This window comes from Clostridiales bacterium (assembly GCA_030016385.1).
Classification (GTDB): Bacteria; Bacillota; Clostridia; order Clostridiales; family Oxobacteraceae; genus JASEJN01.
In genome coordinates, this window is sequence record JASEJN010000001.1 from 70983 (window position 1) to 95558 (window position 24576).

General features: G+C 38.0%; 18 protein-coding genes. 17 read left to right on the forward strand and 1 reads right to left on the reverse strand.

The annotated features are described in order from the left end of the window. Positions 1-280 precede the first annotated feature (280 nt). The 3 genes from sdaAB (at position 281) to QME45_00310 (ending at position 2834) form a co-directional block, all read left to right on the forward strand. The gene (sdaAB, locus tag QME45_00300) at positions 281-943 is read left to right on the forward strand and encodes an L-serine ammonia-lyase, iron-sulfur-dependent subunit beta (protein ID MDI6617100.1); all 663 of its coding nucleotides are present in this window, start codon (positions 281-283) and stop codon (positions 941-943) included. Between the two features lie 11 nt (positions 944-954). Then, positions 955-1833, forward strand: coding sequence for an L-serine ammonia-lyase, iron-sulfur-dependent, subunit alpha (gene sdaAA, locus QME45_00305; GenBank protein MDI6617101.1), 879 nt, complete (start codon positions 955-957; stop codon positions 1831-1833). An 83-nt stretch (positions 1834-1916) separates the two neighbouring features. Next, the gene (locus tag QME45_00310) at positions 1917-2834 is read left to right on the forward strand and encodes a hypothetical protein (protein MDI6617102.1); all 918 of its coding nucleotides are present in this window, start codon (positions 1917-1919) and stop codon (positions 2832-2834) included. Positions 2835-3000: 166 nt separating this feature from the next. Here the strand turns inward: QME45_00310 and QME45_00315 are convergent, their stop codons facing one another. Further along, positions 3001-3234, reverse strand: a complete 234-nt coding sequence (locus QME45_00315) for a hypothetical protein (GenBank protein MDI6617103.1) — start codon at positions 3232-3234, stop codon at positions 3001-3003. A gap of 105 nt (positions 3235-3339) precedes the next feature. On the opposite strand from QME45_00315, the gene QME45_00320 reads away from it, so the two are divergent. From QME45_00320 to QME45_00385, 14 genes are all read left to right on the forward strand, one after another. Beyond that, positions 3340-3948: an N-acetyltransferase gene (locus QME45_00320; GenBank protein MDI6617104.1), complete on the forward strand. Its 609-nt coding sequence runs from the start codon at positions 3340-3342 to the stop codon at positions 3946-3948. Between the two features lie 137 nt (positions 3949-4085). Continuing rightward, the gene (locus QME45_00325; GenBank protein MDI6617105.1) at positions 4086-5117 is read left to right on the forward strand and encodes a DUF2220 family protein; all 1032 of its coding nucleotides are present in this window, start codon (positions 4086-4088) and stop codon (positions 5115-5117) included. Then, the gene (locus QME45_00330) at positions 5107-6723 is read left to right on the forward strand and encodes a hypothetical protein (GenBank protein ID MDI6617106.1); all 1617 of its coding nucleotides are present in this window, start codon (positions 5107-5109) and stop codon (positions 6721-6723) included. Before QME45_00325 ends, QME45_00330 begins: the two co-directional genes overlap by 11 nt. 9 nt (positions 6724-6732) lie before the next feature. Beyond that, positions 6733-7449, forward strand: coding sequence for a DUF6063 family protein (locus QME45_00335; GenBank protein ID MDI6617107.1), 717 nt, complete (start codon positions 6733-6735; stop codon positions 7447-7449). Then, positions 7442-11836 (forward strand): hypothetical protein, encoded by a 4395-nt coding sequence (locus tag QME45_00340; GenBank protein MDI6617108.1) that lies wholly within the window; start codon positions 7442-7444, stop codon positions 11834-11836. Before QME45_00335 ends, QME45_00340 begins: the two co-directional genes overlap by 8 nt. 118 nt (positions 11837-11954) lie before the next feature. After that, positions 11955-14282 carry an alpha-L-rhamnosidase C-terminal domain-containing protein gene (locus QME45_00345; GenBank protein MDI6617109.1) on the forward strand — a complete coding sequence of 776 codons (2328 nt, stop codon included), beginning with the start codon at positions 11955-11957 and terminating at the stop codon, positions 14280-14282. A 27-nt stretch (positions 14283-14309) separates the two neighbouring features. Continuing rightward, positions 14310-16610 carry an ABC transporter transmembrane domain-containing protein gene (locus QME45_00350; GenBank protein MDI6617110.1) on the forward strand — a complete coding sequence of 767 codons (2301 nt, stop codon included), beginning with the start codon at positions 14310-14312 and terminating at the stop codon, positions 16608-16610. Continuing rightward, positions 16610-17134 (forward strand): DUF1854 domain-containing protein, encoded by a 525-nt coding sequence (locus QME45_00355; protein MDI6617111.1) that lies wholly within the window; start codon positions 16610-16612, stop codon positions 17132-17134. Before QME45_00350 ends, QME45_00355 begins: the two co-directional genes overlap by 1 nt. 47 nt (positions 17135-17181) lie before the next feature. Next, positions 17182-19383: an ABC transporter ATP-binding protein gene (locus tag QME45_00360; GenBank protein ID MDI6617112.1), complete on the forward strand. Its 2202-nt coding sequence runs from the start codon at positions 17182-17184 to the stop codon at positions 19381-19383. Between the two features lie 114 nt (positions 19384-19497). Continuing rightward, entirely contained in the window at positions 19498-19854 is a 357-nt protein-coding gene (locus QME45_00365) for a hypothetical protein (GenBank protein ID MDI6617113.1), read from the forward strand. Between the two features lie 154 nt (positions 19855-20008). Then, positions 20009-21235 carry a tyrosine--tRNA ligase gene (gene tyrS / locus QME45_00370; GenBank protein ID MDI6617114.1) on the forward strand — a complete coding sequence of 409 codons (1227 nt, stop codon included), beginning with the start codon at positions 20009-20011 and terminating at the stop codon, positions 21233-21235. 165 nt (positions 21236-21400) lie between these two features. Next, on the forward strand, positions 21401-22630 hold the full coding sequence (locus QME45_00375) for a maltose ABC transporter substrate-binding protein (GenBank protein MDI6617115.1): 1230 nt from the start codon (positions 21401-21403) through the stop codon (positions 22628-22630). A gap of 107 nt (positions 22631-22737) precedes the next feature. Beyond that, the gene (locus tag QME45_00380; protein ID MDI6617116.1) at positions 22738-23679 is read left to right on the forward strand and encodes an ABC transporter permease subunit; all 942 of its coding nucleotides are present in this window, start codon (positions 22738-22740) and stop codon (positions 23677-23679) included. Next, positions 23676-24563, forward strand: coding sequence for a sugar ABC transporter permease (locus QME45_00385; protein MDI6617117.1), 888 nt, complete (start codon positions 23676-23678; stop codon positions 24561-24563). Before QME45_00380 ends, QME45_00385 begins: the two co-directional genes overlap by 4 nt. Positions 24564-24576 lie beyond the last annotated feature (13 nt).

Sequence of the window (24576 nt, forward strand, 5' to 3'; positions counted from 1 at the left end):
AAAAAGGACTATCGCTATTTTTGATAGTCCTCTCTTTGCTTAGTGTATAAAAGTTGTAAAAACTCGATTTATTATAAAGGAGAGAAATAAAGGAAACAATAATTGACTTTTTATAAAAAATAATATATTGTATGCTATATGGATTTCAGTTAAATGGAAATAATACGGTTAATATCCGGTTTGATAAATTGAAGACGGATTTGAAAGAGGGATCGATGATGATGGATAGCGTTCAGTATGCGGTTGCATTTGAAAAATTGATTTCTATATGTGGTGCGCCATGGATGTGTTAGATATCATAGGCCCGGTTATGATCGGCCCGTCCAGTTCCCATACGGCGGGAGCTGTGCGTATCGGAAAAGTTGCAGTCTCCCTTCTTGGCACAAAGCCGGTAAAAGCTGAGATCATGCTTCATGGTTCATTTGCAGAGACATATAAGGGACATGGGACGGATAAGGCACTGCTAGCTGGGATAATGGGAATGGAACCGGATGACGAGCGTATCAGAAATAGTCTGGAATTGGCCAAAGAAGAAGGGCTTGAGTATCGGTTCGGAAAAGTATATATTGAAAATGCACATCCTAATACGGCACGTATAATCCTCTGGGATAAGGATGGACGTACCTGCAGCATTGAAGCTGCGTCGGTAGGTGGCGGCAGTATTCTGGTGAAAAAGGTAAATGGCATGAATGTTGAATTTTCCGGACAGTACGAGACGTTGATTGTACTGCATGAGGATGTTGCGGGCATGATTGCCGAGGTTACATATTTCATGGCGGAGAGAGGTATAAACATCGGCTCTTTCCGCTGCGTAAGGAAAGAAAAGGGTGGAGCTGCCGTAATGATAATCGAGTGCGACAGCGTAGTCCCGAAGAGTGTCGTGGATGAAATCAGAAAGCAACCCCATGTGTTAAGTTGTGTCAGAGTAGAAAAATTAAAGTAAAGGGAAAAAATATGTATCAATATGATTCGGTTGATTTTTTAGTTAATGAGGCGGAAAAAAATAATAAAAAAATTTCAGAATTAATTTTAAAAGAACAGGCAGAAAGAATGGAGATAACACGGGACGACCTTTATAGCAAAATGGAAAAGCGGTTTGAAGTTATGGAGGAGGCCGTAAAGAAGGGGAGTATGCCTGGGTTGCGCTCTGTCAGCGGTTTAAGCGGCGGAGACGCCTACAAGATGAAGTGCCAGGTCGATCGTGGTGAAAATCTTTGCGGACCACTTTTTGGCCATGCGCTGACGAAAGCTTTGGCGGTATCGGAACTGAACTCATGCATGGGAAAGATTGTGGCAGCGCCGACGGCCGGTTCCTGCGGCATTATTCCATCTGCCGTCCTGACGATTATGGAAGATAAAAATATAGACCGGAAGGATGCTGTGATGTCGCTGTTTACAGCTTCGGGAATCGGCATAGTGATTGCCAATAAAGCAAGCATATCGGGGGCGGAAGGTGGCTGTCAGGCGGAGTGCGGTACTGCATCTGCAATGGCGGCCGCTGCAATTACAGAGATGGCGGGAGGAACGCCGAGGATGATATCCAATGCTGCTGCCATTGCCTTAAAGAATATCCTGGGGCTTGTATGCGATCCGGTTGCAGGGCTGGTAGAAGTGCCTTGCATCAAGAGAAATGCCATGGGTACGGCCAATGCGCTGACAGCCGCGGAACTGGCGCTTGCAGGAATAGAAAGCCGCATTCCGGTGGATGAAGTAATCGAAGCGATGAAAAAAATAGGGGATATGATGCCTTCCTGCCTTAAAGAGACTGCACAGGGTGGACTGGCAGATACGAAGACCGGGCGTTTTTATAAAAAGGCCGGGTTTGATTTATAAGCTGGGCAAGAGCACCTGTGACTTGAGTCAGGAAAGGTTCAAAGCGGAAGCAGATGTGAATTACAAATGAAAGGGGAAAATATATGAACAGCAGCGATAAAAATAAATTCATAGCAGAAAGTTTTGATGCAATGATTCATGGGCAGTTCACAAAGTTCAAGGAAGATAATACTAAAACAATCAGGAAGGCTGTTAAAAAGGAAGATTATAAAGGATATGAAGAGATCATTACAAATGCAATCAAGGAATCCTTTAAGGCTATAGAAGGATGGGAGAAAACAGCTTTTGATGAATTTGGCGGACAGACACCGCAGCAGTATTTTATGAGTATAAATGCTTTGGATGACTTTCTTGATGTTATGGCTGAGATGATTGAAAGAGATGCTGCTATGTTTCCTGTTTCGCTGACAGACAGCATCAAAAAATTTAGCAAGAGTTTTGAAGCTGAAATACTTACTAAATTGGATATGATCGTGCCGGATAAGGCAGGAAAACTGACGCCGATGCAAAAGGCAGAGATCAAGGCGGCTGACATTATAGCTCCTGAAAAGGAGGTAGAGCCTTTATCCAGGCTTTTATTCAAACTTGATAAGAAGAATGTAGATGAGCAAACAGTCACATATATAATGGATGGACTTAAAAACGCAGGCGAAGCTTCCATACCATGCCTTATAGCTATGTGTGAAAAGAGCGGACATGAGGGGCTTATTTATGGACATTCCATCACAGCACTTGCAAATATCGCATCAGAGCATAAGACTGAAGAGATATACAGGTATTTGAAAGAGTGTTTCAGAAAAAGTAAAACGAAAATTATCGAGGCAAATGCTCTTGGCATATATGGAGATGGAAGGGCGGTTGTCGCCATCCGAAGCTATGTAGAAAATGATGTACCGTATATGGAGGATAGCGAGTACCAACGTTATAGGAATATTATTTTAGACCTTGGCGGGATGGTGGATGATTTAGACAACGCATTTGAAACTTTTCATCGTCGGTAATATAATTCGGTTTAAAGGATACCCTGGAAACTTTGGAATAGTTCTTATAATAAATAAATGGGGTTTAACCCCATTTATATTGTTTTTACTATTTCTTATACCTAAAAACAAGATCATTGTAGATTTAAATGGAAGATAAAATAGTTATAAATATTATAGCCTCAATTTAATCCTTTTTCAAAAGACCAATTGCAGAAATTACTAAACCTGAAAGTGCTATTAAATATTGAAAACCACCAAAATTGGAATTAGAGTCGAGAGCAAGTATGCTTCCAAATAAAGTTATATTTATTCCCATCAACATTATTTTAAAGCCAGATATATCTTTCTTTAATGATAAAATAATAAGACTTGCTACCAAACATAATAAAACCAAAACTAAAAATAGTATAACTGCCATTTTTATTTTTTCCCTTTTAATTCAAAAAATATTGCTATTGTTTATATAGATAAATTATATACTAAATATTTACAGCTATCAAAAAATCATTTGGAGTGGAATAACATGAATATAACGATCAGATTAGAAAAAGAAAGTGACTATAGAAGTGTAGAATATATGACAAGAGAAGCATTTTGGAATGTGTACAAACCAGGATGCGATGAGCATCTGATTGTGCATAAGATAAGGAAAGTACCGGCATTTATTAAAGAATTAAGTTTTATAGCATGTGATAATGATAGGATTGTAGGAAATATAGTTTATTCAAAAGCAAAAGTGGTCGATGATGAAAATAAGGAATTTGAAGTTTTGTGTATGGGACCGATAGCGGTATTGCCTTCTTATCAAAGGCAAGGTATCGGTTCTTTGTTGATGAATTATTCTATTGAAAAAGCAAAGCGATTGGGATATAAAGCCGTAATTATTTTTGGGAATCCCGATTATTATCATCGTTTTGGATTCATTAATGCCAAGGAATATGGTATTCAAACATCTATGGGTAATAATTTTGAAGCATTTATGGCATTGGAACTTTGCAGCGGCGGACTGAATGGCATTTCCGGTAGATATTATGAAGATGAGGTCTTTAAAACAGGGAAAGAAGAATTGGAGATTTTTGAGAAAGAGTTTCCTCATAAAGAGAAATGCATTACGGATACTCAGCTGAAGTAAATATACGCAGGCATTGTTGCTGCCGCGGTAAAATGCTGAGTGATTATAGAAAAATTTTGCAAGACTTCAGATGGTGGCAAATTGAAACATCATATTATGATATAATTATAGATAATATGTCTAAGGGAGAAGTTTGAATGAAGGATATAAGAAAATATAATTATAAGCGTATAGATACACTGAATATGCAAAAATATCTTTCAATAGACGATTATAATGAGTTCGTGAAAGTTATAAATGAGCTTGAAACGAAAAATATAATAACTCCGGTAAAAAGTAGCAAGTTAAATGGGAAAAGGCCTCCGTTATATAACAGATATAATATATTGCCGGAGCAGGAAGATTATTCCGCCATTTATGATGAGCTGATGCATAAGCTGAACTATCGCTTAAACAGTGAATATTACTTAAAACATCCAAAACAGTATGAGAAAGACAGACCGTATGTGCTGAAGCTAAGCGGTTTTTTAAATGACAGGAGATATCTTTTGAACATGCCGATATCGGAAAATGAAAGGTCTTTTCAGATATGGAACAGGGAGAAATATCTAAGGTCCGGCGGCGGAAAAAGGTTGCTGAATAATCTCAGGTTTCCAATCGAAATGCTTAATATATATTCTACAACAGAACCCCTTGCCTACTTTTCAGTCAACAAAAACACTCCTCAAAAAATCCTTATAATAGAAAACATGGATACATTTTATACTATGAGACGATATTTATTGACAGATGGGGAACCCATATTTGGTGAAAATATTGCCACGGTGATGTACGGAAGAGGGAAGGATATATGGAGGACATTCAATGATTTTGGCGTGTGCATGGAGTCATACCTTTTGTGCAGGTATAATGAAATATTGTATCTTGGGGATTTGGATTATGAAGGGATACTTATTTTTGAGGAGCTTCATGAAAACTTTAAGGTGAATTTTTTAATCCATCCATTTGTAAAAGCATATAACTATATGGTGGACAAGAGCATAAAAGAAAATATGGACCTTCCAAAGAGCAAGAAGGGGCAGAATAAAAATCTAAAGGGTATTTTTGTAGAGAGTTTTCCGCTAAATTACAGGGAAAGGATAGATGGCATACTCGAATCCGGGAGATATATTCCCCAGGAGATAATCAATTTAGGAGACCTTAAAATGGAGAAAATAGATGAATCTTGATTTTTTAAAAAAATTTAGTACGAGAATGAAAAAAGTCGGAATGCATACATTGATAGATTATAACAGTATGTTTAAAAATATGTGGAAGAGTTATGGCTTTGAAGAATCATACGAGTATATAAACCTGATATATGCGATGCTGATGTTTATAATGGAGCAGTCCTTAAAAGACGAGGTATGCACTATAGATGATATTGCATCTTATATAGACGAGCTGAACAGCAAATTTTTCGGGAAAAGTTTAACTTATGAGCAGTGCAAGAGCCTTGGTGATTTTATAGTAAACACCATACTATGCGACGAGGGTAGGGCCATGTACTTCAAGGGTTATGATTTTGAGGCAAAGAAGTATGTAGACATACATATATCGTATGTAAGCAATAAAATAGTTTATATAAACGATACTGTGAGGAGGACTTCCTACTATCTAACCGACGACGGTTATTCGCTTCTTTTAGGCACTTTAGAGGTAGAAAACAATATGAAGCTTACCATACAGGAAATGATATTCAAGCTTCACCTGGAAAAGGCCGATTACAGCAAAGCAGTGGATGATATAAAGCAGATATTCAACCTGTCAAGGATACAGCTTCAGAAAATTAAAGAAGGCATCAGGAGAATAAGGGAGAATGTACTCGATTTTTCATCTGAAGAGTATGAGACCACATTAAATGATGATATGGCAATCATAAAAGAGCAGAGGAATAAGTTCAAGGCATACCGTGAGCATGTCAAGGAAAAAATTGAAGAATTTTATGAACAGGGCATAGGCAGAGATAAGTTGAATGACGAGGATCTTGACAAGCTCAATAATTTAGGCACGATAAATGAATATTTATCCAGGGTGATTGGGGAACAGCAGAAGATATTGAGTACCCATTTTGACTTTAAACATGCCTACTCGGAGGCTCTTACGGGAATGACAGCTGTAGCTGCCATAAAAAGGATAAATTTTGCAGGCGAGATTTATGAGCCGATACTCAATGATGTTTCAAAGCTTAAGACACTGGATAAAATATTAAGGCCGTTATATATATCGAAGCCCCACCAATTTTACAATATCAATAAAAGCATCCAGTATCAAAGAGTTATAAGGGAAAGGGATGATGATATTGAAGAGGAGCTGTCCTCGGATGAAGATGTATTTATGGAAGAAAAGGAAAGGGAACGCAGGGAAAAGCTGCTCAAATACAGGGGAGTGCTTGAAGTGCTGTTTGAATATCTGATAAATTTCCAGGATAGAAAGGTATATTTGAGTAAAATTGCAGAAGATATACGGAAAAATAGAGATGTGAAAGGGGCATTTGTGCCGTCAGTTGAAATATTCAGGGAAGTTATGATAGAACTTTTGAAGTCGAATCACATAAATATGGAGGAGCTTAAAAGAGAATCAAAGAAAAGCATTCGGGATGACAGTCCCATAGATTTTGAGTTCAATAAAACAGTTATGGAAATTGTGGAGGAGGATAAAAAATTTTCCAATATAAGGGAGATAGATATCAGTAAGGCTATTGACAGGTCACCTGTTAAAATCTATGGTATCCAAACAGATAAGGGTTATGTAAAGACTGTCATATGCACGGACATAGAATTTAAGGTAAATTAGGAGGCAACAATGTATACGGCTGAACAAATATCAAAGTCATCAAAAATATTATATTATCTTATGCAGCACGGAGAGCTTTCAGACGATAAGGAAAGGGAATTATACAGGACATACAGCGAGAATGAAGATATAATGAATCTAGTCAGGCTCCAGGGCGCTGAGTTTGGATGCGCTATACAAAAGTACAGCGGCGTAATATATTTGATTCCAAATGAGGAGAACGATTTTCTGGGTTATTCAAAGACGGACTTGAAAAAGGAGCTTTGCAGGTCAAATGCCAATGACAAGGACTATTATCTTTCGCAGTTTGTGATACTTACTCTTTTGGTTGAAATATATGGCTCTTCGGGGAAGAGCAGCAAGTCGAGGACATTTATAAAGTATGGGGAAATTTTAAACATTGTAACGGAAAGGCTGAGCAAGGCGGCGCAGAGCGAGAACATCGACGACTTGGAGAAAAAGAGCGGCATAGCATTTACGAATATATCGGAGCGGTGGGAAGCCCTTAAAAGTTCAGACAAGGCATCGCTATCTAAGACAACTAAGGAAGGCTTCGTAGCGACGATACTTAATTTTCTGGAAAGCCAAGGCCTCATAAATTTCATAAGGGAAGATGATATGGTACTTCCAACTCCCAAATTGGACAATTTTATGGATTGGAACATATTAAACAGGAATAACTATAAGAGAATACTACAGGCTTTCAAGGAGGCAGCAAATGAGTAAGATTAATGCGGTAAGGATAGTAAATTTGAATTACAATAAGAATACCATGAGGATAAACGATGAAACGTTTGAATTCGGGGGAGAGAGCACATTGGTGTCCCTAAGAAACGGTGGAGGGAAAACCGTATTGGTGCAGATGATGATGGCTCCTTTTGTAAATGCCAGATACAGGGACCTTAAGGACAGAAAATTTGAAAACTATTTTATATCGCCGATTCCAACGTATATACTTGTCGAATGGCTCCTTGACAATAATTCATCCTATGTCTTGATCGGTATGGGCATCAAGAGAAGGAGCGCTTCACCCGATGATGAATCAAGGGGGGCTTTGGATATATTCACATTCATCCATGAATACAAAGAAGGGAACGAATATGATATACATAACTTCCCCGTGACTGAAAAGACCGAAAGGGGTTTTAAGGTTAAAACATTTTCTTATATTAAAAAGGTTATGGATGGAATAAAGGCAGACAGACAATATATCTTTGACTATTTTGATCTTGATATCGATTCCCAGAGAAGAAAATATTTTGATATACTGAAACAGTATAATATAAATCACAGGGAATGGGAGAGCATCATAAAGAGGATAAATCTTAAAGAATCGGGATTGTCGGATTTGTTCCAGGATTCAAAGACCATCCCAGGGCTTGTGGAAAAGTGGTTTTTGCCTACGGTAGAGGATAAGCTAAACGATAAAGACGATAAAATTAAAAACTTCCAGGAAATAATGAAAAAATTCATATATCAGTATAAGGAAAATGAAAACAAAATATTGAGAAAGAACGGCATAAATGAATTTAAAACATTTTCATCAAATATAATGAAATCATCCCAAGAATTCAGATCTGCCAAGATGAATACCCAAAGGATTAAAAATGATATTGCAAATCTTTACGCCTACATAGTATCCCGGATAAAAAGTATTTCTGATGAAAAGGTATCCTTGGAGGAAAAGCTTGCCGGACTTCGTGAAGAGATAGATGAGATAGAGTATGAAAGGCTTTCATTCGAGTACTATGGGTTGATCGGAGAGATAGATAAGCTTGTGGCAGATGAGCGGGAACTTAAGGTATATATGGAAGGATGTGAGACCCGGATAAAGCAGAGTGAGGATAAAATTGCCCTTCAGGAATGCGCAAAGTTGTATAAGCAATACAAAGAGGCATCAAGAAACGTACAGCAGTATGAAAATATGCTTGATACGGCTAAATCTGAGGATCAGGTGAAGCAGAAGGAGAGGAATAATCTTGGATTTACACTAAGGAAATTGTATGATGGTATAGTCGAAAATCGAAAGAAGAAATTGTCTTCAAAGACTGACGAGAAGCTGAATACTGAAAAGCTTATAGGGGATCTGCGTTTGAATGAAGAGAAACAAAACGGCAGAATTGCAGAACTGACAGGAGAAAAGGCATCCTTGAAGAGCAATATAATGTCTTATAACAAGGAAGAAGACAATTTCATAAAAAAATATAACCAGGTTTTAAGGCGCAATATCATCGGAGAGTATGATAGCATCGTACTTGATTCATATAAAAAAGGTTTTAAAGACAGAATCGATAAAACGGACATAGAATATGGAGAAATGTTAAGGGAACAGGAAAAGGTAACACAGGAGCTGCCGCAAAAAAGAAAACAACTTGAAGATGAAAAGCTTAAAAAAATACAATTAAACGCAAATTTTAAAGATGCGAAAAAAGATGCGGAAGCAATGGAAAAATCCGTAGATGAGATAAGGAAGATATTATTATATAGCAGTATGGAAGAGAACAGAGTCTTTGACAGGGAATATATACTAAAGCAGCTTGCACGGAAAATAGAATCATTAAAAGCCGATAGGGATGTGCTCTCCAAACAAAGGGATGGCCTTGAGAAGGAAAGAGGGATGTATGAGACAGGGAGAAATGTCAGACTGTCCGATGAAATAGAGGAAAGGCTTAGAATTCTTGATATACACATTGTTTTTGGACTTGAATGGCTTAAAAAACAGTATCTTGCGAGAGAAAAGAAGGAGGAACTCATAAAGAAGAATCCATTTTTGCCTTACTCCCTGATAATGACAAGGGATAATTTAGACAGGCTAAAAAATGAAGAAGCGGAAGTGTTTACTTCATTTCCTGTGCCGATAATAGAACAGGAAAGGCTCGAGGACAGCCTCGACGTCAAAGTTGCAAATAATGTTTACACACTTGGGAATATTAATTTTTTTATAGCATTTAACAGCAGGATACTAAATGAAGAGGAGCTAAAAAAGCTTATTGACGTGTTGAGTTCCAAGATAGAGGAAGTTAAGGGGTTTATAAGTATCAAAGATGAAGAGATAGGCAAATATACTGGCGATTATAAAAAGGTAGAAGACTTTAATATAGGGAAAGCCGATATAATAAATATGCAAAAAATGATAGACGAGATCCGGAATGATATCGATGATAACAGCACTGAAATCAGCCTTTTAATTGATAAGGTTCATTTTCTTGAGGAAAACCAGAAAAAGCTGGATAAGGCTGTTAGAAATATAGAGGATAGGAAAAGGGATTTAGAGGATGAAAGGAAAGATTTTTCAGCTCTCATGGATGAATATGGCAGGTATTTAAAAGATAATGAACAATTCAAAGAAAAGGAAATCGAACTGCAAAAGGCAAGAGATGCTAGGGAAAAGATAAACAGTGATCTAAAAAAGCAAGAGGCATTGCTAAATACAATAAATGAACAGCTTACCAACCTTAAAATAAAATTCAACGATGATAATAATAAGGCCGGACAATATCTTAACTTTAAAGAAGGCGAGATAGTTGATAGGGATATTGAGGACATTGAAGCGAGGTATATTTCCCTTACGCAGAAAATCGGTCTTAAAGTTAAACAGCTTGAAGATGTGCTCAGTGAGTTTAGAAGGAATTTTAAGGACTATGAGGATGAACTCATTAAGAAAAGCGATGAATATGGATTCCAAGAAAGCCAGTACAGCATAATCTCATACGATCAAATCGCACTGAAGACTCTTAAAGCTGAGAATATTCAATATGAAAGTGATCTCAAAAAAGCAACTGCAAAACTTCATGATATTGAGATAATAAAAATTCAGAAGAAAGACAAGCAAAGATATAAACTGGATGAGATCCATTCCATGGGAAGAGAGACTCCTAAAGACAGGATGTATATAAGCAATCTTGATTTTAAAGGGAGGAAAGAAATCAAGAGCAGGGAGATAAATGAATGCAACAGGGATATAAAAGAAAAGGAGGATCTTTATATAAACCTTAACGATACTAAAAATAGGATGAATGAATATGCTGATTTTGTAGTATCAGAGCCCAAAACTCCTGATTACCCGTTAGGACAGGTGGATGGCATAAGGGAGGAACTTAGAAAAGCATATATGGAAAGCATCGGAGAGGAAAGGGGAAAGGAAAACATGCTATCCGACTGCTGCCAGGAGTTATCGATGGAAGGCAGGTTTTCAAGGGATGAATTCTTTAAAAATACAGTTGATACGCTTTTGGAGATAAAGCACAATCCGGAAGATGTCATAAAAACTCTGAAAACTATAGATGAAGTACATGTAAAAATGCTAAAGCAGCTGGAGACGGATCTTTCGAAAGTGGAAGAGGAAAAAAGGAATATAATCGATATGTTTTACGAATATGTGGAACAAGTATATGAGCACATAGGGAGAATAGACGATAATTCGTCGATTAATATAAACGGAAAATATATAAAGATGCTGAATATTATACAGCCTGACTGGGATAAGAGAGAAGAGCAATACAGGATGTTATCGAGGGATTTTGTGGAAAATACTACAAAAAGTTGCCTCGATGAGCTATCCAAAGGCGAAAATATCGAGGAAATACTGTCAACAGAGATTACAACCAAAAAGCTATATGATTATATAGTCGGTATCAGCGAGATAGACATAAGGCTTTACAAAATCGAAGCTTCAAGGCAGGTCCAGATAAGTTGGAACCAAGTATCCGAAAACTCCGGAGGAGAAGGATTTTTATCTGCATTTGTAATCCTAAGCAGCCTTTTATCTTATATGAGGAAGGAAGAAAGCGATATATTTAAAACTTCAGAAGAAGGCAAGGTTATCATAATGGATAATCCTTTTGCCCAGACTAATGCTGAGCATCTCTTGAAGCCCCTTATGGAAATAGCAAGGAAAAACAACACGCAGCTTATATGCTTTACTGGTCTTGGAGGGGATTCAATATATAACAGGTTTGACAATATATATGTCCTGAATCTCGTTGACTCGAAATTTAAACCTGGAATGCGGTTTATCGAAGGCGAACATAAAAAAGGTGAGGAAATGACGAATATGACTTCATCCAGATTCAAGATACAGATGGAGAAGACGGAACAATTGAGACTATTTTAGGGGAAATGTGCTATAATTTGATAAATTGAAAGAAAATATAAAATATATTGATTTGTATGTATTACATATATATACTAAAAGAGGATAATTCAAACGGAAACGTTGGGTGGTGAATCTGGTGTATTCAAAGGATTCAAAATGGATAAGCTTTAAGGGCGCACCTTGCGATATCGCAAAGATATACTATTTTAAAAGGATTTTTGACGCGAAAAAGGGCTTAAGTCTTATAATAAGGGTTAGTGCGGACAGCAGGTATAAGCTGTATTTCAATGGAAGACTTGTATCGACGGGGCCGTGCAAAGGAAATGAGTGGACAACCTATTATGAAACAGTCGATCTTTCTTCATATATTAAGGACGGGAGAAATGTTATTGCTGCAGAAGTTATGCACCTGCCGGATGTGAAGGCCTGCAATAAAAATAACATGGGGCTGTGTGGAGTTGCAAGGACTTCAAAGGCAGCTTTTCTGCTTGATGGTGTGGTTGCAGATCAAAATGGCACGGCAGTTGAAGATATCTGCACCGATGGGAAATGGTATGTGAAGCAGGTGGACGGGATTAAGTTTATTTCCCCTGTATCGAGTGTATATGCATGCATTTTTGAAAAAGTGGATTGTAATAAGGCAGATATAAACTGGAAAAAGGATCCAACCACCGACGGGTGGTCAAGCCCCGAAATACTTGGCAGCTCATTTATAAATCGAAAATCTTCAAACCTCTGTGGCGAGTTGACGTTTTGGTACCTTAAGGAAAGGCCCATACCCAAGCTGTATAGGACCAAAAGGAGATTTTTAAATGTTACGAATACCAACTTTGGCAGAAGAGACTTGAACGGTTTTATAAATGATAAATATGAATTAAAGATTCCTCCTAATAAATGTATTTTTTTTGAATTGGATGCAGGTGAACTTACCACGGGATATATTAGAGTAAGGCTTAAAGGCGGAGATAGGAGCAGCATAAAGATAATATATTCCGAATGCTATTTTAAGTGTGACGATGGCAAGTATAAAAAGGGAATCAGGGATGACATAAGCGGAGTAATCATCGGCGATTACGATATAATAAACGTTGGTCGGCGGAAGGCAGACTATGAAACATTTTGGTTCCGGACATTCAGATTTATACGCGTTGAGGTTAAAACCGGAGCCGATGGGCTTACGCTTCAAAGATTGGATTATGATGAGACAGGATATCCCTTAATTGTGAAGGGAAACTATGAATCTTCCGATGCGACCCACACCAGGATGTGGGATGTAAGCATAAGGACATTGAAGAGGTGCATGCACGAAACATATGAGGATTGCCCATACTATGAGCAGCTTCAATATTCTATGGACAGCAGGCAGGAAATATTATTTACATATCAGATATCAAATGACGACAGGTTGGCCCAAAAGTGCATAGAAGATTTTCATAGTTCCCTTATGCCTTTCGGACTTCTGCAATCGAGGTATCCGAGTGAAATAAGGCAGATAATCCCGGGATTCTCGCTACACTGGATCTTCATGCTTCACGATTATCTTATGTATCGTGGCGATATCGATTTTGTAAAGAAATACAGGCCGACAGTGGATGCAATATTGGGATGGTTTGACAGGCACCTGACAAAGCAGGGTATAGTCGGACAAACAGGATACTGGCCCTTTGTGGACTGGGTTGACGGATGGGATTTAAATAGCGTGCCTCCTGCAAACAGGAAAGGGCCTATTACAGTGTACAGCCTCATGTATGCATCAGCACTCCAAAAGGCCGCTGAGATATTTAAAGTTACGGGAAGAAAAGATGTTTCAAAGGAATATTTGCTAAGAAGCAGAAATATATTGAATGCTGTAAAAGAATATTGCTGGGACAATACAAGGGGAATGCTTAAAGATGGCCCTGATGTTTATGAATTCAGCCAGCATACGCAGATATGGGCCGTGCTTTCTGGGCTTTGCGACAGGCGGGGTGCTAAAGATTTGCTGCTTCGGACAATGAAAATGGATATTCCGAAAGCATCCTATGCCATGTCCTTCTATCTTTTCAGGGCTCTTGAAATAGCCGGACTTTATGATAGGATGGATGAACTTCTGGATAAGTGGAGAGATCTTCTGGATTTGAACCTTACAACCTGGGTTGAAGACCCTGTAAATCAGAGAAGTGATTGCCACGGCTGGGGCGCACTGCCTCTTTATGAATTTCCAGCGGTTATCCTCGGTGTGAAGCCGAAAGACGCAGGATATAAAGTAATAAATATATCTCCCCATATATGCAATTTGAAATATGCAAAGGGGCATGTTTGTACTAAATTCGGTATGGTTTTTGTAAGCTGGAATATAGACAAGAACAGGTTTTATATAAAAATAACTTCACCCGCTAATATAGAAAAGGAAATAATATTGCCGGATGGAAAACATGAAAAATCATATAATGCTAAGATTTCATTAGAATGCGATTTAATATAGAAAATGAATCTTCTGGAGGGTGGATCAATGGAATACCCTGACAAAATACCCGAATATATAAGGAACGTTTTTAGAAGGCATGGAATAAATATCGAAGACATAATTATTTCCGCCAATGCTGATATTTCCATCGATGAAGAATACTGCGATATATGGATTGTACTCGATGACAAAAAATTGGCGATGCTTAAAGGAAAAGATAAAAAAGAGAAGATAAAACTTTTTTCGGGATTTAAACTGAAAAAGAATGAAAACATGAATAAGCATGAGTGGGTGGAGCAGAGTTTTGAAATATTTCCGTTAGAAGATATAGAAAGCCTGAAAGCCGAAAACATGGTTTCAACCGGAGTGCTTACGGCAAAAATTCATGGTGAAGATAAGGAACTTTGCATGTTCAACAGAGGAAATGCCAAAAAGATTGCGACATTTGTGAAGCTGTTTGGAAAAATAAAAAAGGATCAAAAGCTTAACGAGGAGGATCTCAGGGAAGACGATGATAGGGCATACTGTCCTAAATGCGGGATGCTTTACCCCGACCCAAAAAGAAAGATATGCCCAAGGTGTATGGACAAGAGGTCCATCTTCTTAAGAGTGCTTTCTTTTGTACCGAAATATAAAAAAAAGATATCGTTTATAGTTCTATGCATGTTTTTTAATGTCGGGCTCAATCTTTTAAGCCCTTATATAGGAGGAAGCGTTCTGTTCGATCAGGTGCTTATAAAGGGCGGGAGGCATTACGGACAGGTAGGGCTTATTGTACTTGTAATTGTAATATCAAAAGCATTCGCCCAGATCGCTGGAATATTCCAGGGGCGTGTCAACTCCACTCTAAGCGCCGAAGTCATTTTTGATCTTAAGACGCAAGTTTTCGATGCAATGCAGCACCTGTCATTGAGCTTTTATAGCAAAAAAGAGACCGGCAACCTTATGACAAGAATAAATGGCGATGCCGAAAATCTACAGTCTTTCTTCCACGATGGGTTCCCGTATTTTATCGTAAATGGGACCATGATCATCGGCATAAGTATAATAATGGTAACTATGAATCCTAAGCTTGCGCTGCTTGTGCTAATACCGGCGCCGGTTGTCGTTTATTACCTTAAAAAGATGTTCCCGGTATTATGGAGAATGTACCATAAAAGGTATATAAGCAACAGCAAGCTTAATTCCCACATAAATGATTCGCTCAAGGGCTTTAGAGTGGTTAAGGCCTTTGGAAAGGAATCTGCTGAAGTAAATAAGTTCAATAAGATAAACCAGGGAGTGTTTTCTGTGGATTTAGGCCTTGGAAACCTTACAAACGCATTGTTCCCGTTCATGTGGTTCATTATGGGAATAGGTTCGCTGCTGGTTTGGGGGGTCGGAGGATATCAGGTTGTAAAGGGTGAGCTGACATTTGGCACTCTTGTATCCTTTATAGGCTATATAGGCATGATTTACGGGCCCCTTCAGTTTATGACGCAGATTGTGGATTGGTGGTCCAATTGTATGAATTCTGCACAGAGGATATTTGAAATAATAGATTCCGTACCCGATGTGGCAAATTCTCCTTATGCAAAGAGGATGCCTAATATAAAGGGCGGTTTGGAGTTTAAAAACGTTTCATTCAGCTATGAGCCCAACAAGCCCGTGCTTAATAATATAAGTTTTAAGGTAAATCCGGGAGAGATGCTTGGCATAGTCGGGCATTCCGGCGCAGGGAAATCTACAATTGCCAACTTGATCGACAGATTGTATGATGCCGATGAGGGCGGCGTATATATAGATGGGGTGAATATAAAAGACATCGATTTAAAGGATTTAAGGGGACAAATAGGAATGGTTTCGCAGGAGAGTTTTTTGTTTATGGGAAGTATAGCCGAAAATATAGCGTACGCAAAACCCGATGCAACCATGGACGAAATAGTATATGCCGCAAGGGCTGCCAATGCCCATGATTTCATAATGGAATTTCCAGATGGATATGATACCGTAATAGGAAAAGCCGGAAGGGATCTTTCAGGGGGCGAAAAACAGAGAATATCCATAGCAAGGGCAATACTTCATAACCCCAGGATACTTATACTGGATGAGGCAACAGCTTCCGTGGATACGGAAACCGAAGGGAAAATACAGGAATCCCTTGAAAGACTTGTTGAGGGAAGGACGACAATATCCATAGCGCACAGGCTTTCCACCCTTAGAAATGCAGACAAGCTTGTTGTCGTTGAGAATGGGAAAATAATTGAATCGGGTACTCATATTGAGCTTATAAATAAAAAAGGCACTTATTACAAAATGGTGCAAAAACAGAGCGAGGCTTTAAAACTAAGGGGGGTTGGTGATTGATGGAGGAGCAATCCATTGTCGATGAAGCAAAAGGAGCAGGCGAAATAAGATTTTTAAAAGCAAAGGATACGGCATTTACGAGGACGCCTGGCGGTTTTTTGGCTCTTAAAATAAGTAATGGCGAAAGTTATCCACGTGTTAATCTTTTCAGATCCTTCCCCTTTAGCCATCCTAAAGAATATATTTCGGTGAGGGATGAAGAAGATAAAGAGATAGGGATAATAAGGAACATAGAAGATTTTCCCGATGACGCTGTAAAACTGTTTGAGGAAGAGTTTAAGAGGAGATATTTCGCTCCTGTGATTAAGAAAATCAATTCTGTTAAGGATGAGTTTGGATATTCATACTGGGATGTGGATACGGATGCGGGAATATGCCGTTTTACAGTTCAAGGAAGGTATAATGTAATATCCTTAGGAAACGGCAGGGTAATCATCTCCGATGTCGACGGCAATCGCTTTGAGATACCAAACTACAGGCTGCTCGATGAAAAAAGCATAAAGAGGCTTGAGATATACCTGTAAGCTAAAATCAATATCGTTTTATTTTAGACTTCAAAAGGAGAAAAAGCATGAGATTATTATTTGAACTTCCGCAAACAGAAAAGCGCGCAATAAATGAGAAGCTTAAAGGCGAGCCCATATTATACTGTACTCCTTATGATATAGGAGGAGACGGCAACCTGACGGAAGGATGGATTGTAATAACGAGGAATAAGCTTTTCAACATTCATGACGGCGAAATAATTTTGAATGTTAATATTAAGGAAGCAAAAAACTATAAATCGTATGTCATGGTGGGCAATGGCATACTGGAAGCCGATATAAATGGAGAGACGATGATAATAGCACGATATAGCATGAAGCATGTACCAAGATATGCATATATCGCAAGGATATTGAACTTGCTTGCAGAAGGTAAAAAGATAAACATAAAAAGCGATGAAGACGAGAATATCTGTCCAAAGTGCGGGAGAGCTCTTAAAAAGGGTTCAAAGGTATGCAGGCACTGTTTGAACAAAGCGGCGGTTTTAAAAAGGCTTATGGGGATGGCAAAACCTCACTGGAAACTTTTGGCCATAGCTGTTGCTCTATTCTGGGTTCTTACGGGAATATCCCTTGTTACCCCGTATGTACACAGGTTATTTATTGACAATTGTCTGCTTCCTAAAAGTACCAAGGTAAAGCCGGGTTTGTCGTCGATCTTATTCTATGTAGGACTTATCACATTATTGCAAATATTGAACACTCTCGTAACTTATGTCAGGGGCAAGGTTATGGTAAATGTGGGCAGCAACCTTTCGGCTGAACTTAGAAATATGGTGTATAAAAAAATTCAGTCGTTATCGCTGGATTATCTGAGCAAAAGAAAAACAGGCGACCTCATGAACAGGGTAACAAAGGACACCGAGAGGATAAAGGGATTTATACAAAATCAGGCGGTATTCGGCATAAACCAGATATTGATACTTATAGGTATCTGCATAATACTTTTCGCTACCAACTGGAAACTTGCACTTATGATAATACTGCCGATGCCTGTTGTTATTTTATTTATACGTATAACCTGGAAAAAGGTACATTCGATGCTTCATAAACAGTGGAGGTCGATGGATAAGGCAAATTCGCTCCTTCAGGATATTTTAAGCGGGATAAGGATCGTAAAGTCTTTTGGACAGGAAGAAAAGGAAATAGAAAGGTTTAAGTCGGCGAGCAGAGATTTCGCTGATTGTTCAGGAGGCAACGAAAAATACTTTAATACTATATTTCCGGCGATCAACTATGTAATGGGTGCGGGACAGTTTTTTGTCATGTATTACGGGGGAAAGCTGGTGCTCAAACATGAGATGCAAATAGGAGAACTTGTTCAGTTTACCCAATACGTAGGCATGCTTTATGGTTCGTTGAATTTTATGAGCTTTCTTCCGAGAATGTTTGCCGACGCCATGACTGCAGTCGAAAGGATTTTTGAAATAATAGACGCCGAGCCCGATATCAAAGACAGCAAGGACGCAAAGCATAAAGATATAAAGGGCGAAATTATTTTAAAAAATGTAACATTTGGATACCATTCCTACGAGCCCGTACTTGAGAATATAAACATGGATGTAACTCCCGGAGAGATGATAGGTCTTGTTGGACATTCCGGTGCAGGTAAATCCACCCTTATAAACCTTATAATGAGGCTTTATGATGTGGACGATGGGGAAATACTTATCGATGGGGTTGATATAAAGGATATTTCACAGAAGGATTTAAGGTCGCAGATAGGAGTGGTCCTCCAGGAAAACTTTCTTTTCACGGGTACGATACTGGAAAATATAAGGTACTCGAAACCGAATGCTTCGCTGGAAGAGATAATAACAGCCGCAAAAATTGCAAATGCACACGATTTTATCATAAGATTCCCGGATGGATATGATACAATGGTAGGAGAAAACGGGCATAACCTTTCCGGAGGAGAGAGACAGCGCATTTCAATTGCAAGAGCCATATTGAATAATCCTAAAATACTTATACTCGACGAGGCTACCGCTTCCCTTGATATCGAAGCGGAACAGCAGATACAGGAGGCCCTCGGCAGGCTGGTAAAAGACAGGACAACTTTTGCGATAGCTCACAGGCTTTCAACATTAAAAAATGCCAACAGGCTTCTGGTAATCGATAGAGGTAAACAAGCGGAGATGGGGACTCATGATGAACTGATACGCAAGAAAGGCATATATTACAGGCTTGTAATGGCACAGAGGCAGATGACGAGGGTAAGAAAATAATATGATGTCCCGGTAACAACAGACACCACTTTGACGCATAATATAGAATTGTAAACAGATATTTTATAAGATTTTATAAAGCAGATTAAATCATTGTTCAGGTGGTGTTTTTATATGAACCCGAGGGCTAACATTATTGTATTTGGCTTATGGGACGGACTTGCAGGAGGAAGAAGCAAACATAAAAAACATTCCCATGGCAAGACGATGGGATATCTTTTTAACGACCTTGTAAACTATCTAAAAAACTCGGATATTGGCACGGATGTTGATATAAAATTTGTCGACCTTATGGTAGACAATATGGATGATTATTATAGAACCGTAAAAATGATTTATGATGAGGGATACAAGCTGCCTTATGTAATGATAAATGACAGATTCATGTTTTACGGGTGGATTCCGAAAGATGAAATATATAACATAACAAAGCACTATCTGGAAATAGGCTATATATACGATGAGCATTAAATCATCCTCCAAATACAGGATGATTTAATGCTCATTCGTCGCTCAAAATAACATAGAGTTCATATTACGAATCGAAGGTACATAATATTTTCACTTGTCATTATCCTTGTTAATACCTTATAATGTGTTTATAAGTATTACAGGAGGTTTTAAAATGTCTAACGTATATGAAACACTTAAGGAAAGAGGATTTATTCAGCAAGCTACAAATGAAGATGAAATAAGGGAGTTGCTTGATAAAAAGAAGGTAACTTTTTATATAGGTTTTGATCCTACGGCGGATAGCTTGCATATCGGGCATTTTCTTGCCATGATGGCCATGGCGCATATGCAGAGGGCCGGGCACAGGCCTATAGCACTGATCGGAGGCGGCACTGCAATGGTCGGTGATCCGACGGGCAAAACGGATATGAGGAAAATGCTTTCAAAAGATCAGATAAGGCACAATGCCGAGTGCATAAAAAAACAGCTTGAAAGGCTGGTAGACTTTTCGGATGGGAGAGCTATAATCGCAGATAATGGGGATTGGCTTTTAAATCTCAATTACGTAGATTTTTTAAGGGATATAGGCGTATATTTTTCTGTAAATAAAATGCTTACTGCCGAATGCTTTAAATTAAGGCTTGAAAAGGGACTATCATTTTTGGAATTTAACTACATGCTCATGCAGGGATACGACTTTTATCAACTTTTTAAAAGATATGGATGCGTGCTTGAGATGGGCGGGGATGATCAGTGGTCGAATATACTTGCAGGAGAAGATTTGATAAGAAGAAAAGAAGGAAAGAGTGCATATGGCCTTACATTTACGCTTTTAACAAACAGCGAAGGCAAAAAAATGGGTAAAACCGTTTCAGGAGCAGTGTGGCTGGATCCTTCAAAAACAAGCCCTTATGAATTTTACCAGTACTGGAGAAATGTAGATGACGCCAGTGTCAAAAAATGTCTGTCTCTTTTGACTTTTTTGCCGATGGAAGAAGTAAACAGACTTGGTTCTCTTAAGGATCAGGAGATAAACGAAGCGAAAAAAGTGCTGGCCTACGAAGTTACAAAGCTTGTTCATGGAGAAGAAGAGGCAAATAAAGCGAGAGCTGCCGCAGAATCGCTGTTTGAAAATGCAGGGGATGTTAAATCTGTCCCCGGTACAGTCATAGATATAGATAATCTTGAAAGTCATTCAAAGCTTTTGGATATGCTGACCCTTACAGGTTTGACTCCGTCGAAGGGTGAGGCGAGGCGTCTTATAAAGCAGGGTGGTATTTATATAAATGACGAAAGGATAGACGATATAGACAGAAGAATATCAAAAGATGATTTTAAAGATGGCACCATGATGATAAGAAAGGGCAAAAAAATATACTTTAAGGTTACATTAAAATAAAGCTTGAAGTTTTTTCTTCAAGCTTTATTTTTTATCCTTTATAAAACGGTATGTTATGAATTGCAGAAATGATAATAATAGTTTGACAATTTTATAAAAGAGTAATATAATAAAATTGTGCAAGCGATTGCATAGATTATTTTAATAATAAGGGGGAAACTTTTTATGAAGGGTATTAAAAAAATAGTTTCTGCAGCGTGTGTTTTAGCATTAGTATTAGGCATTTTTACATCTTGTGGGAAAAAAGATAATAATACTTCTGGAAAATCTCCGGCAAAGGAGAGTAAAAATTTAATTGTTTGGTCCCATCTTACAGATGCGGAAGTAAAAGCATTAGACCCTATTGCACAGGAATGGGCAAAAAATACTGGTAATACCGTAAAAGTACAAGCTGATAAAGGCGATTTTCAGGCATATCTTCAAGCTGCAAACAGCAGTAAGGCACCTGATATAATGTTTGGTATCGCCCATGATAACCTTGGTACATTTCAAAAAGCCAAACTTCTTGAAGAGGTTCCTGACGGAACGATAAATAAATCTGATTATGTACAAATGTCTTTGGATGCTGTTTCTTATGACGGAAAAATGTACGGAATACCATTATCTATGGAAACATATGGACTTTTCTATAACACCGATAAAGTGCAAACGCCTCCAGAATCAACGGATGATCTTATTTCTCAGGGGCAAAAATTAGGTTTCCAGTATGATATAAATAATTTCTATTATTCATATGCATTTATTGCAGCAAATGGCGGATATGTATTCAAGACTAACAATGGTTCCCTCGATCCTAAAGATATAGGTCTTGGAAATGATGGAGCTGTAAAAGGATATCAGCTGATAGCAGATTTTATTCAGAAATATAAGTTTATGCCTGCAACGATTAAGGGAGATGATGCAAAAGCTGCTTTTCAGAATAAAAAGATAGCGTTTTATATAAGCGGCCCTTGGGATGTCCAGGGATTTAAGGATAAGGGAGTGAACTTTAAAGTTGTGCCGCTCCCCAAAACTAACGGACAGCCTACGCCTTCATTTGTTGGAATTCAGGCAGCATTCGTTAATTCAAAATCTAAAAACAAAGATGCAGCATGGGATTTGTTGAAATACCTCATAAAGAATTCACCTATGCCTTTATTTAAGATCGGAAACAGGATACCTGTTTTAAATTCAGAACTTGATAAGGATGAAGTTAAAAGCAATGAAATAATGTCGGCGTTTGCTGAGCAAGCTAAATATGGAACACCTATGCCGAATATACCTGAGATGGCGGCGGTCTGGAAGCCAGTTGGAGATAATCTTACACTTTTATGCGCCGGAAAATCAAAACCAGCTGATGTCGCCAAAAATATTGTCAACCAGGTAAATCAGGGAATTGCACAACAGCAAAAATAGGAACTTATTATGAGGGGGTTTAAAAACCCTCTCTTTTAATAAATGATTTTTATGATTGGAATAGATGTAGTAATTATATAAAAGGCGCCCGCCTTTAGGAGGGGAAAATGAAAGCTAAAATAAATAAAAACAGGCAAAATGCCTATAATGCGATAAGACCATTTATATATCAGTCACCTGCTTTGATATCAATTTTTTTATTAAGTATTATGCCTATTGGAATTACATTTTATTACGCATTTACAAATTATAATTTAAACCATCTTTACGATTACAAGTTTGTGGGCTTTGATAATTTTGTACAGATTATAAGCGGACCTTTTAAGAGTATATTTTTACCGGTTTTAAGTTGGACTATTATATTTGCAACTGTATCCACATTTGGATGCTTTATAATTGGGCTTCTTATAGCTTTGCTTTTAAACAATCCTAATATGAAAGAGGCTACTATATATAAAGGAATTTTAATTATCCCTTGGGCAATTCCAGGAACTATCGCTACATTGACATGGCAAGGTTTATTAAACGAAAACTATGGAGGAATTAACCTTGTTTTGCAGAAGCTTCATATTATTTCTAAGGCTATTCCGTGGTTTACAGATCCAACATGGGCAAGGATAGGTATATTGACGGCAAATATATGGCTGGGATTCCCGTATATGATGAATATATGTATTGGTACGCTTTCACAGATACCGGACAATTTTTATGAAGCTGCTGATATTGAAGGCGCAAATTGGTGGCAGAAATTTATTAATATAACATTGCCTTCGATTGCAAGTACTTCATACCCTCTTTTGATTTCATCATTTGCTTTTAATTTTAATAACTTCGGGGCCGCATGGTTGATAATGGAAGGTCTTCCTGCAAAAGTAGGATCACAGTATGCTGGCTACACCGATATATTGATTTCTTCAACATATAAACTTGCAATGCAATATAATATGTACAATATCGGTTCAGCGTTATCCATATTGATATTTATTATTATCGGTTCTTTGAGTTTTGTTAACTTGAAGCTTTCAGGTGCATTTAAGGAGGTAGAATGATGGAAAGTATTGTAAGAAACACTGGCAAAAATAAAAGAATAAAATTTCATCAGAAGCTAAGGCCTGGAGAAATACGTAAACTATGGTTTCAAAGAATAACTCTATGGATAATAATTGTAATAACTCTTTTCCCTGTTATTACTGTTGTGTCAGCTTCGATGGCAAAAGGCGATGCGTTTTCTCAGGGAAGCATATTTCCGCAGCACTGGAGTTTTGATAATTATATAAAAGTTCTCAAAGAGACTGACTTTAAAATATGGGTTAGGAACAGTCTGTATGTTTGCTTCAGTGTAGCAGTCTTGCAGCTTTTAATGACTGCAACTGCAGCTTATTCTTTTTCAAGGATGAAATTCTGGGGAAGAAAAGGCGAACTTTTGGGTCTATTGATACTTCAGATGTTTCCAGGTATGATGTCTGTATCCGCTATACTTGGCATTGCATATAGATTTCAATTTATGGATCAATTATGGGCGTTGATATTGGTATGTGCAGGAGGAAATGCCTATAATATTTGGCTTTATAAGGGCTTTATAGATGGAATCCCGAGAGAATTAGATGAGGCGGCGATGATAGATGGCGCAAGCATCTGGAAGGTATTTTGGAAAATAATAATACCCCTTTCGAGATCCATGCTTGCGGTTATATTCCTGTTTAGCTTTATTGGAGTTTATGGTGAGTTTGTATTCACAAGCGCACTTATAAAAGATAGTTCTTTATACACCGTAGCATTGGGCCTTCAGATATTTATTAGAAATCAATTTTCTACAAATTGGACTCAATTCTCGGCAGCAGCTATAATGGCATCGCTTCCCATTATGATAGTATTTATGATGCTGCAAAGGTTTATAGCAAAAGGATTGGTTGCAGGAGCACTTAAGGGATAAAAATTAAGGATAG

What these genes read in the sequence shown, in the direction of transcription:
- QME45_00355 (MDI6617111.1), top strand. Translation starts at nt 16,610, where the DNA reads ATGGAGGAGCAATCCATTGTCGATGAAGCAAAAGGAGCAGGCGAAATA.
- QME45_00310 (MDI6617102.1), top strand. Translation starts at nt 1,917, where the DNA reads ATGAACAGCAGCGATAAAAATAAATTCATAGCAGAAAGTTTTGATGCA.
- QME45_00315 (MDI6617103.1), bottom strand. Translation starts at nt 3,234, where the DNA reads ATGGCAGTTATACTATTTTTAGTTTTGGTTTTATTATGTTTGGTAGCA.
- QME45_00340 (MDI6617108.1), top strand. Translation starts at nt 7,442, where the DNA reads ATGAGTAAGATTAATGCGGTAAGGATAGTAAATTTGAATTACAATAAG.
- QME45_00350 (MDI6617110.1), top strand. Translation starts at nt 14,310, where the DNA reads ATGGAATACCCTGACAAAATACCCGAATATATAAGGAACGTTTTTAGA.
- QME45_00320 (MDI6617104.1), top strand. Translation starts at nt 3,340, where the DNA reads ATGAATATAACGATCAGATTAGAAAAAGAAAGTGACTATAGAAGTGTA.
- QME45_00335 (MDI6617107.1), top strand. Translation starts at nt 6,733, where the DNA reads ATGTATACGGCTGAACAAATATCAAAGTCATCAAAAATATTATATTAT.
- tyrS (MDI6617114.1), top strand. Translation starts at nt 20,009, where the DNA reads ATGTCTAACGTATATGAAACACTTAAGGAAAGAGGATTTATTCAGCAA.
- QME45_00360 (MDI6617112.1), top strand. Translation starts at nt 17,182, where the DNA reads ATGAGATTATTATTTGAACTTCCGCAAACAGAAAAGCGCGCAATAAAT.
- QME45_00375 (MDI6617115.1), top strand. Translation starts at nt 21,401, where the DNA reads ATGAAGGGTATTAAAAAAATAGTTTCTGCAGCGTGTGTTTTAGCATTA.
- sdaAB (MDI6617100.1), top strand. Translation starts at nt 281, where the DNA reads ATGGATGTGTTAGATATCATAGGCCCGGTTATGATCGGCCCGTCCAGT.
- QME45_00325 (MDI6617105.1), top strand. Translation starts at nt 4,086, where the DNA reads ATGAAGGATATAAGAAAATATAATTATAAGCGTATAGATACACTGAAT.
- QME45_00365 (MDI6617113.1), top strand. Translation starts at nt 19,498, where the DNA reads ATGAACCCGAGGGCTAACATTATTGTATTTGGCTTATGGGACGGACTT.
- QME45_00330 (MDI6617106.1), top strand. Translation starts at nt 5,107, where the DNA reads ATGAATCTTGATTTTTTAAAAAAATTTAGTACGAGAATGAAAAAAGTC.
- sdaAA (MDI6617101.1), top strand. Translation starts at nt 955, where the DNA reads ATGTATCAATATGATTCGGTTGATTTTTTAGTTAATGAGGCGGAAAAA.
- QME45_00380 (MDI6617116.1), top strand. Translation starts at nt 22,738, where the DNA reads ATGAAAGCTAAAATAAATAAAAACAGGCAAAATGCCTATAATGCGATA.
- QME45_00385 (MDI6617117.1), top strand. Translation starts at nt 23,676, where the DNA reads ATGATGGAAAGTATTGTAAGAAACACTGGCAAAAATAAAAGAATAAAA.